Here is a 10,020-nt window from a genome sequence, read left to right as displayed (position 1 = left end):
CGCGGATCGCGCGCGACCCGCTGCCACCGCCGCCGCCCGCAGGCACGGGCGGCGGTTCCGCGTTCCTGGCGAGCGCGGCCTTGCTGATCGTACTCGTCGGCGGAACGGCCGCCGCCATCTTCGCGTCCGCACGGTCGGGTGGCCTGTCGCCCACGATCGGCCGGACCGTCCTCGCCACGGCCGTGGCGCTCGCGATCTTCGTGGCGATGGCGGCCGCGTTCGTCCGGGCGCGCGGGAGGGGGGCGGTGCGCGACACGCGGCCGGCGGGACTTTCCGGCGTCGCGCCCGCTCCGACGACCGTCATCGCGCAGGATGCCGTGTCGCATCACGATGCTGCGTCCGAAGCGACGCGTTCGGGTCGCGAACCGATGGCCGCACCGCCGTCCGCTCCGGTGCCGACGGGCGCGGACGTGATGTTCGACGCCCTCCGCGCGCGGTCGGTCGGCGCCGGCATCGCCGAGGGACGCGGCGGTTATCCGGGCGGCGACCATGCGCCGGGCTGGCCGGACTATGTCGCCGGCGAGCGCGCGACGCTGGCCGCCTACGACGCGTTGGTCGCGGTTCATGGCGAGCCCAAGCCGTCGACCGCCGCCTATTTCCGTAGCGTGCGGGTGTCGCTGCCGGACGATGAGCGGTTATTGGGCCGGGACGGGACCACGCACGTCGACCTGATCGGCGGGCGGCTGCAGTACAATGTTCCCGTGTCGCCGTGGCGGGGCGCCCATGTCCGCCATTTCCTCCTGCGCCCTGACGATCTCGCCGTGCTGCGCGCGAACCGGCAGCGGCGCGCGACGCTGGAGGTGCTGACGCGCCTTCTGGTCGAGCACCGCCGGGCGGCGGGCGGCTTCTCCGAGCTCGATTTCACCGATCTGATGCGCCGCGTGCTGCACGGCAGGCCCGACGGCGACGCCGCCTTCGCGGTCGCGGCGGAGACGGGCGCCGATGTCGACGGCCTAATCCGCGCCGCCCGGGCGCAGCTCGACCGGGACGCGACCTGACCCGCTAGCCTCCGCCATCCCGGCTGGCGAGGAACGCGTCGGCATCGGCCTGCGCGGCATAATGGACGTGCAGGTGCGCGATGTCGCGTGCGTGCGGGCCCGGCGCGGCACCGGGCACCGCCCGCGCGAACGGCATCCGATCGCGAAAGCCGAGCGCCACCGTGGCGTCTCCCGCCGCCAGCCACCATGTCGCGTTCGACCCGACATGGCGAGGTAGTTCGACGCGAGCAGCGCCTCGGCGATGCCGGTCAGGTCCGCGGCCTCGTCGACCACCAGCGTGCCGTCGTGCGGCGCGTCGGCGTCGTCGGCCATGCACACGCTGTCGCGGGTCAGCGCGATCCGGCCGGTGGGCAGGCGCGGCGTCTCGGGCGACAGATAGCGATCGAGCGCGTCGACGACCGGCCCCTGCGCCTCCGGGCGCCATTGCAGCCGCACGTGCCGCTCCTGCCCGTCCGGCGCGCGCAGGAAAAGCGAAAGTCCGTCCCATAGGGCAGGAAGGCGTGGCCCAGGAAGGTCCAGCGCTCGCCCACGGGATGGCCGACCTGATCGAAGTCTATGAACGGCCGTACCACGTGATAGCATCGCCCCGGCACCAGGTGGCGCGGCCGCCTCGCAGCCGGCTTGTCATCGGCAGTCTGCCAACTGCCCGCAAAGCTGCGCCAGCCTGTAATCCTCCTAATTTGGGAGGTTCAGGCGCCGCTTCAGCCCATCGATCGCGGAGTTAACCGCTTTGCCCTGATCGGTGCCGGAACCGGTATTCCCGTTTCTGCTGACGCCGCCGCCACTGCCGATGTGATCGAGCATGTATCTTTCAAGAGTGGAATAACCCGCCCCTTGATAAGGGACTCCGTAGTGGAGCACGCCGCCACGATAGTCCATCTGTTCGCTGCTGGCGTGGCTGACCGTGATCGTATGAAGGTTGCTCGCGATGGCCGCCTTGCTGTCTGCGCCTTCCCGACACACAGCATCAAGCGCATCGGTCGCGTTGACGATGAAGGACCATGCGCTCTGGGCGTTGGTGTTTTCCGGCGCCGTCTTGGCACCGGCGAAACTGTTCCAGTCGACCGACAAGGTCACGTTAGTGCCACATGTCTTGTTGGCGTCGGCGATGTGCTCCGCAACCTGCTGACGATCCTGCGCAAGGTCCTGGCGCTGCCGGATTGTTTGCGCCGACGCGGAAATCGAGGAAGCCACGCCAGCCAGGACCATCAAGGACCTCGTCACCAGAAGCCCATGCCGAAAAATCATTCCCGTTCCCCATGTTGATTGGATGTTCAATAGACGCTGCCCGATGCCATAAGACCGTAGCTGAGGTTTGCCTAGATTAATTTGGGATAGTTCTGCCGGACCATTAGGTCGCTAGACGAAGTGGTCGCCGCTCATGTTGTGCTCCCGGTCGAACGCCGCCAGGAACGTCGCCAGCCCGTCCGCGGGCGCGTGCAGCACGACGTCGGCCAGCGCGCGGAAGTCCGCTTCCGTCACCTCCGCATTACCGCGGATCATCAAGCGTTGGCAGGCCGTGTGCGTCACCATCTCCATCACCGCGCGGCGGTATGGATCGCTCAGCAGCACCTCAAGGTCGCGGGCGGTGATGGGATAAGCGAACGAGACGGTGACGATGCTCGACTGGACGGGGAAGCCGTAGACCAGACGCCCCGCCACGTCGTCCACGTGCGGCTCCCACCCGTCGCCCATGCGGCGCACGGGCGGCGGATAGTCGCGGTCGTACTCGTCCACCGAGGCAGCGAGCCTCGCGGGCGGCTCGCCCCAGGCGTTCGCGACGGCGCGGAACACCGCGACGGTCCGGCGCTGCTCCTCGACATACTCGGTCCAGCCAGGCTTGCCGCGCCCGCCGGGATAGCCGCCACAGCCTTCCGCGATGCCGGTGCCGACGAGCCAGGAGTGCACGAGGCGTAACAGGTCCGCCGCCGTCGCCGGCGGTTCTGAGATCGCAGTGCGTCGGCGCAGCTCGTCCTGCGCGAAGGCGGGCAGGGGCGCGAGCAGCGCCTCGAAGCCGGGTCCGTCGATGGCGGGAGGGGGCGGAGCAGCAAGGCCCGACACCTGCTTCCCGGGTAGAAGGCGCAGCACGGCCCAGGCGGCAGGTACGCCCAAGACCAGCGTCGCGGCGATCCTCGTGACCAGGCGTCGACGGATGCCGCGCGGCTGAGCAGTTCCGGGATGCGCGGCCGTCACGACCGTCCGCAGGCCGCCCGCACCCACACCGTCCGCGCTGACAGATCGGGCTCGACGTGCGGGCGGGTATAGTAGCGGACGTTCGCAAAGCGGTGCAGCGCCAGCGCGGTCGCCCACTCGTTCTCGCTGAACCCGGCGAAGACGATCGCGTCGGCCGCGCGCCAGTCGCGGACCGGCGAGAAGTCCGCGTTCAGCCTCACCACCACCGAGTGGAAGATGTTGTCCGCGTCGTCCTTGCCGGGCTGCCACATCGCGCAGGGCGCCCGGCCCATGCCGCAGATGAGATCCAGATCGACGCGGCTCAGGCGTCGTCCGCTGCGGCGGCCGAGCAGTTCGAACCGATACCGCTCGGCCACCACGACGGTGCCGGACGGCGGCGGGAGGATCGTCATGCGATAGGGGACGTCGCGCGAGGCGGGCGTCGGGCGCGGCGCGTAGCGGGCACCGTTCGCACCGCACGAGGCGTAGGCGGCGCAAGACCACGCCGGTGCCAGCAGGAGCATGCCCGATCGTGCGGTCCTCATACCCGGTGCTTCGCCCGTCCGCGTCCGCGGCACGCCGACAGCGATACGGCTGTCATGAACGATGCCGGACGGAGGACTTCCGGTCCGACGCGCCGGCCAGCAGGCGGCGACACCTGACCAGACACGATGCCGCCATCAGGAGGAGCACGAGCGCGGCCGATCCGCCGACGAGCAGCACGACCGCGCCGCCGATCCAGTCGCGTCCGGGGTATCGGCCGCCCAGGTGGCGATCCTGCCGGAACAGCAGCACAGGGTCGTTGACCGATATGCCCCGCTGCGCGAGGGCAGCGCGCTGCCATGCCGGGAGCGAGGCGCGCGCGAACGCGCCGTCCATCGGCTGGTCCAGCACGAACTCGCGCCCGTGCGGCGCATCGCCATGACCGAGCACGAAGCTAGCCAGCCCCAGCAGCCGGGTGCGGCCGCCGGCCGGTGGTGCGGGCTCGTCCAGCGGGAAGTAGACGTCTTCGTACGAGGTCTGGCGGATGCTCCGATAGCGGACCCATACGGGCCGCGCGTCCGCCGACAGGCCGACGAGCCGGGCATGCGACGACGGCGCGCCCGCTTGCGCCAGCACCTGCCGCGCCGTAATCCGGGGCAGCGCGTCGCCCGCGTGCGCGGGCAGCGGAGCGATGATCGGGAACGCGACTAGGCCCGTCACGATCGCGGCCGCCGCGAGCGCGAGCATGACGATGCCCGCGCGCCGCAGCCTCGCCGCGACGACCGCGTCCGGAACCGTCCGCCGCGTCAGGGCCGGATCGCGCGACGGGTTGAGCGAGGCCTGTGCGCCGCGGACGAACGGATTGCCGGTCTGCAGCGGCATCAGCTGCAGCACGACCACAGGCAGCGCGAGCACGGCGAAAGCCGGGATGAACGCCAGGATCGGGCTGTCCCACCCGAGATGGCCGCTCATCCAGCCCTGCACCGTGTTGGTCGGCCCAATGCCCGCGATCAGCCCCGCGAGCAGCAGGAGGAAGCCGCCGACATACCAGATCGTGATCACGATCCCGCCGCGGCGGACCATCCGCGCGTCATGCGGGTCGAGCGGTTCCGGTTGCGCCGGCGCCGGTGCCGGCCCGGGATGGTGACGGTGGCTGTGCATCGATCGGGAGCCGCGCGGCATATCCTTGTGTGGTCACACCATGCCGGCCCGTGCGACGACATGCAACGATCCGGCCCTGCTGGCCGGGGTTGGGACGTGAACGGCGGCAGGGTATCTGCCCCCTGCAGGCCGCCGACGACGCCGGCCGGCAGGCGTTACCCGGCACCCGTCAACCTCGGCGAGAGCCCGTCGAGGTCTTCCGGACCGAGTGTCGGCGTCACGCTAGAGGCCGCGAATGGCCGGGTATGATGGGGTGGACGCCCCCCGACGGCATCGATGTGCCAGAGTGGAGGTGTTGAACACCACTTGAGGGAGGGCGTCCATGGCAGAGGTTACCACGATCGGGCTGGATATCGCCAAGCAAGTTTTCACGCGCATGGAGCAGATGCGAGCGGGCGAGCGGTATTCAGCCGTCGACTCACGCGCGGCAAGCTGCTCGACTTCTTCGCGGCCCATCCGCGGTGTCTGGTGGCGCTGGAAGCATGCGGCGGCGCGCATCACTGGGCGCGCGAGCTGCGGGCGATGGGCCACGAGGTTCGGCTGATCCCACCGGCATACGTGAAGCCGTACGTAAAGCGGCACAAGAACGATGCGGTGGATGCCGAGGCAATCTGCGAAGCGGCACAGCGGCCGAGCATGCGGTTCGTGGCGGTGAAGACCGAGCAGCAGCAGGCGGCCGCGCTGGTGTTCCGCACGCGCGACCTTGCCGTGAAGCAGCGCACCCAACTCGGCAATGCGATCCGCGGGCACCTGGCCGAGTATGGCTGGGTCGCGCCCAAGGGCACAGCTCACCTCGCGATGCTGGCTGATCTGCTCGAGGGTGGCGAGATCGGGGAAACGCTGCCCGAGGCGGCACGGCCGATGTTCGCGATGATGGTCGACATGCTGGCCGGGCTCGACGAGCGGATCGCGGCGCTGGACAAGGAGATCGCGCGTCGCGCCCGCGAGGACGAGGTGGCGCGCCGGCTGATGACGATCCCCGGCATCGGTCCGATCACCGCGACCGCTATTGCGGCGATAGCGCCTCCGGCCGAGACGTTCGCCAAGGGTCGCGACTTTGCCGCCTGGCTGGGGCTCGTGCCGAAACAGGCATCCACTGGCGGCAAGCAGAAGCTTGGTGCGATCTCCAAAATGGGAGAGCGCACGCTGCGGCGGCTGCTCATCATCGGCAGCAGCGCAGTCGTGCTCCAGGCGAGCAAGCGCGGCGCGCCGGCTGGCTCATGGCTGGAAGGCATGCTGGCGAGGAAGCCACGCATGCTGGTGACGGTCGCGCTCGCCAACAAGATGGCGCGCACCGCGTGGGCATTGCGGGTGAGGCAAGAGGATTACAGAGCTCCGGTCGCAGTCGCGGCGTAAGCCAAGGCGGGCCAGAGGCGTCGGAGGGCGCAGTCGGTCGAAGGAGGGTATGGCACAACAGTCGGCGAGACGGGGCCGGAAGAACCAGATAGACCCATCGTGTCCAAGAACACGCGATTGTGAAGTGGTTCCGGTCCGCGAACTCCCATACGGGCCAGCAGCTTCATCGCTGCATTACAGGCCGGACAGATGGCAGCATCCGACTCTGTGTCAGAACTCCCGAATACCGCTTGCAACCGAAGGGGCGTCCACAGATGAGTCTTAGCTGCAATGACATCGGACGGCTGCCATCGGAGAACGGTCGCTGGCGCACCAGCCAGCCGGTGAGCGAAGCTACCGCTGGTTGAGGTAGACTTCTCAAGGGCATGATCGCGATGACACGGGCCGGCGTCTACGCTACTCAGGGCGGGTGAACGCCTTTCGTCGTCTTTTTGCGCAGCGTCGGTTTGCGGTGCTCCTCTGCGCGGCGACGCTGCTGCTGAAGCTGCTGGTGCCGACGGGTTACATGATTGCGAGCGATCACGGGCGCGTGGCGATCACGCTCTGCTCGGGCGTAGCGGCCGACAGCATGACGATGCCGGGCATACACGGCAGCATGCCGGACCATGGCGGGAAGGATCACAGCAAGGCGGAGATGCCATGCGCCTTCTCCGCTCTTTCCGCAGCGTCGCTAGGTGCGATCGATCCGATCCAGCTCGCTACGCTCGTTGCTTTCATCCTGGGCATCGGGCTCTGCCTCGCCGTCCTGCCAGCATCAGGCAAGCGGACCTACCTGCGACCGCCGCTGCGAGGCCCGCCGGTCGCCCTCTGACAGACTGATCGCGCCCCGGCTCGCCGGGGCATCGAGCCCGTGGCCCCGCAGATCGATGCCGGGCCGGTCGAAGGTTCATCCATGTTTCGCTTCCATCTGCTGGCGGGCGCCGCCCTGCCGTGCCTCCTGCTGGCCATGCCGGCCGCCGCCCAGACCACCACCTCGCCGACCGGCGACATCGTCGTCACCGCCACCCGCTCGGTCCGGTCGATCGCCGACGTGCCCGCCAGCGTGAGCGTGGTCACCGCCGCGCAGATCGAGGGCACGCCCGCCCGCACGATCGATGACGTGCTGCGCCGCGTGCCCTCGGTCGACCTGCCGGTCGCCAGCACCAATGAGCAGCATCCCACCGACACGATCGTCTCGATGCGCGGTTTGAGCGGCATCAGCGCGCTCGTGCTGCTCGACGGCGTGCCGCTTAACGACGCCTTCTTCGGCTACGTTCAGTGGAGCGAGGTGCCGCTGGCGACGGTCGACCGAGTTGAGGTGGTGCGCGGCGGCGGCGCGACCCTGTGGGGCAATTACGCGCTCGGCGGCGTCGTCAACATCATCACCAGGCCGATCGACCGGACCGGCCTCGTCGCCGAGGCGGCGGGCGGCAGCCGCGGCAGCTATCGCACGGACGGGCACGCCGCGCTCGCCGGCGACGGCTTCGGCCTGGCGATCGACGGCGGCGTCAACCACAGCGACGGCTATGTCGAGCAGGTGGAGAGCGCCCGTGGCGCGATCGCCGTGCCGACCTCCTTCACCGCGCGCACGGCGGCGCTGTCGGGCAATGCCGACCTTGCCCCCGGCCTCACCGCCCGGGCGCGGGCCAGCTACTACGACAACGACCACAACTTTCTGACCCGCCTGAACACCAACAACCAGCGGACGTGGCGCTACACCGGGACGCTGGGCTGGAAACCGGCCGATCGCGACTCGGTCGACCTGACCGTCTTCCACGACGATGGCCGGTTCGTCACCAACAACACCGGCGCGCCCGACGGCGCGGACCCGAACGACGCGGAGTACGTCCAGAACAGCCATCGCACCCGCTTCGACGATTGGGGGGCGTCGCTGATCTGGACGCGGACCTTCACCGGGCTGCTCCGCGCGCTGTCGGCAGGGGCGGACTATCACAGCATCCAGGGACGCGACGACGCCGCCATCTTCGACCAGACCGGCGCTCACATCCGCACCGACACCGGCGCGGGCAGACAACGCTTCCTCGGCGGCTTCATGCAGGCCGACATACGCCCGCTCAATCGCCTCCAGCTGCTGTTCAGCCTCCGCTACCAGGATTTCTACAATTACGACGGGCTGGACAACACGCCGGGCGGGCTCGGCACCAACGTCGCCAGCCGCCACGGCAGCGACGTCGATCCCCGGCTGTCGATCCGCTACGACCTGCCCGCCGGGTTCGCGCTGCGCGGGGCGGTCTACCGCGCATTCCGCGCGCCGACGCTCGACAACCTGTACCGGGGGGCGTCCGTCCCCGGCTACATCCTCTACGGCAACGCCGCGCTCAAGCCCGAGACGCTGGAGGGCGTCGAGGCGGGGTTCGACGTCGACCGGGGTCCGGTCCGCTTCCAGGCGACGGCGTATGCCAGCCGCATCGCCGACGTCCTCACCTATCGCTACCTGTCCGCCGACGCGTTGCCGGCGGGGTTCGACGTCGGCGCCCGCCTCATCAACGCGGCGAGGGCCCGCAGCCGGGGTGTGGAGGCGGAGCTGACCTGGCGTCCCGCGGCCTCGCTCGACGCGACGCTCGCCTATACCTACGCGGACTCGGTGGTCACCCGGAACCCCGACGACCCCGCCAGCGTGGGGGTGCAGCAATCGGGCATCCCCAGGCACCGGGTGAGCGCGGGCCTCGACTGGACCGGGCCCTACGGCATCCGGGTCTCGCCCCGCGTCCGCTATCTCACCCGCACGAACGGCGACACCGACGGCGTCTACCGGACCGACGCGCACGTCATCGCCGACCTCGCCGCCAGCGCGCCGCTGCGCCACGGCCTGGAGGCGTTCGTCCAGGCCGAGAACCTGTTCGACCGCCGCTACATCGGCACCAACGACGGCTTCACGGCCGCGCTCTACGGCAAGCCGTTCACGGCCACGGCCGGGTTCCGGCTGAAGCTGAGCTAGACGAGGAGGACGGACCCATGACCACCGCGACCCGCCCGGCGTCCTTCTACAACACCGTCTGGCGCTGGCATTTCTACGCCGGGATGATCTGCGTGCCCTTCGTGATCTGGCTGGCGCTGACCGGCTCGATCTATCTGTGGCGGCCTCAGATCGAGGCGTGGCTCGAGCGGCCCTACGACCATCTCGCGACCGCCGGCCCCGTGGCGTCGCCGGACGCCGAGGTCGCCGCGGCGTTGCGGGCGGCACCCGGCTCGACGCTGCACCGCTACGCCCTGCCGCAGGCGCCGGATCAGGCGGTCCGCATCCTCGTCGGCCGGGGCGGCGTCGACACCCGCGTCTATGTCGACCCGCGCTCGCTCGCCGTGCTCGGGACGGCGACGGAGAGCAGGCGGCCGATGCAGGTGATCTCCCGCCTGCACGGCGAGTTGCTGGCGGGCGCGATGGGCAGCTACCTGGTCGAGATCGCCGCGTGCTGGACGATCGTCATGCTGCTGACCGGCCTGTACCTCTGGTGGCCGCGCGGGCGGCGCGGGCTCGCGGGCGTGCTCTACCCGCGTCTCGGCGCGCGCGGCCGGCTGTTCTGGCGGGACGTCCACGCCACCGCCGGGATCTGGGTATCCCTGGCCGCGCTCGGCCTCGTCCTCACGGGACTGCCCTGGGCGCAAGGGTGGGGCAGCTACCTCGTCGCGGTGCGCCAGATCACCGGAACGTCGGACGGACCGGTCGGCTGGACGATCGGGGGCAAGGTGCCCAAGGCCGATCCGATGATCGGTGCCCATGCGGGGCACGTCGGCATGACGATGCCGTCCCCGCCCGTCCGGGCGGGCGAGCTCGCCCGGGTGATCGACACGGTTCGCCCGCTCGCCGTCGCGCCGCCGGTGCTGATCGGGCCGCCGGCCGCGCCGGGCGCGC

At 70.1% G+C, this 10,020-nt stretch carries 9 protein-coding genes and 1 pseudogene; 5 read left to right on the top strand and 5 right to left on the bottom strand.

Annotation, left to right across the window (positions count from 1 at the left end):
* The coding region (locus HUV01_RS07595; protein WP_217430952.1) for a hypothetical protein at positions 1-998 on the top strand (998 nt) is incomplete at its 5' end.
* Here the strand turns inward: HUV01_RS07595 and HUV01_RS07590 are convergent.
* The 5 genes from HUV01_RS07590 to HUV01_RS07565 form a co-directional block, all read right to left on the bottom strand.
* Positions 954-1,433: a hypothetical protein gene (locus HUV01_RS07590; RefSeq protein ID WP_174297690.1), complete on the bottom strand. Its 480-nt coding sequence runs from the start codon at positions 1,431-1,433 to the stop codon at positions 954-956. The genes HUV01_RS07595 and HUV01_RS07590 overlap by 45 nt on opposite strands.
* A gap of 240 nt (positions 1,434-1,673) precedes the next feature.
* Positions 1,674-2,207, bottom strand: a complete 534-nt coding sequence (locus HUV01_RS07580; RefSeq protein ID WP_174297688.1) for a hypothetical protein — start codon at positions 2,205-2,207, stop codon at positions 1,674-1,676.
* A 150-nt stretch (positions 2,208-2,357) separates the two neighbouring features.
* Positions 2,358-3,191, bottom strand: a complete 834-nt coding sequence (locus HUV01_RS14940; protein ID WP_217430951.1) for a hypothetical protein — start codon at positions 3,189-3,191, stop codon at positions 2,358-2,360.
* A complete protein-coding gene (locus HUV01_RS07570; protein ID WP_174297687.1) occupies positions 3,188-3,694 on the bottom strand; it encodes a hypothetical protein in 507 nt (168 codons plus the stop codon). The genes HUV01_RS14940 and HUV01_RS07570 overlap by 4 nt, the downstream gene beginning before the upstream one ends.
* Positions 3,695-3,767: 73 nt before the next feature.
* Positions 3,768-4,715: a hypothetical protein gene (locus HUV01_RS07565; RefSeq protein ID WP_217430950.1), complete on the bottom strand. Its 948-nt coding sequence runs from the start codon at positions 4,713-4,715 to the stop codon at positions 3,768-3,770.
* Positions 4,716-5,136: 421 nt separating this feature from the next.
* On the opposite strand from HUV01_RS07565, the pseudogene HUV01_RS07560 reads away from it, so the two are divergent.
* From HUV01_RS07560 to HUV01_RS07545, 4 genes and pseudogenes are all read left to right on the top strand, one after another.
* Positions 5,137-6,170, top strand: a pseudogene (locus HUV01_RS07560) (IS110 family transposase).
* A gap of 451 nt (positions 6,171-6,621) precedes the next feature.
* Positions 6,622-6,981 carry a hypothetical protein gene (locus HUV01_RS07555; RefSeq protein ID WP_254606465.1) on the top strand — a complete coding sequence of 120 codons (360 nt, stop codon included), beginning with the start codon at positions 6,622-6,624 and terminating at the stop codon, positions 6,979-6,981.
* A gap of 81 nt (positions 6,982-7,062) precedes the next feature.
* Complete coding sequence (locus HUV01_RS07550) at positions 7,063-9,108, top strand: TonB-dependent receptor (RefSeq protein WP_174297684.1); 2,046 nt, start codon at positions 7,063-7,065, stop codon at positions 9,106-9,108.
* Positions 9,109-9,125: 17 nt separating this feature from the next.
* On the top strand, positions 9,126-10,020 hold an 895-nt coding region (locus HUV01_RS07545; protein WP_174297683.1), incomplete at its 3' end, for a PepSY-associated TM helix domain-containing protein.

The sequence above is a fragment of the Sphingomonas bacterium genome, assembly GCF_903643035.1.
In the GTDB taxonomy this organism is placed as follows: Bacteria; Pseudomonadota; Alphaproteobacteria; order Sphingomonadales; family Sphingomonadaceae; genus Sphingomonas.
This window is presented reverse-complemented; position numbering and strand designations above follow the sequence as displayed.

Bases quoted from the DNA above. Each gene is read 5' to 3' on its own strand.
- HUV01_RS07580 (WP_174297688.1), bottom strand. From the start codon at position 2,207: ATGGTCCTGGCTGGCGTGGCTTCCTCGATTTCCGCGTCGGCGCAAACA.
- HUV01_RS07570 (WP_174297687.1), bottom strand. From the start codon at position 3,694: ATGCTCCTGCTGGCACCGGCGTGGTCTTGCGCCGCCTACGCCTCGTGC.
- HUV01_RS07550 (WP_174297684.1), top strand. From the start codon at position 7,063: ATGTTTCGCTTCCATCTGCTGGCGGGCGCCGCCCTGCCGTGCCTCCTG.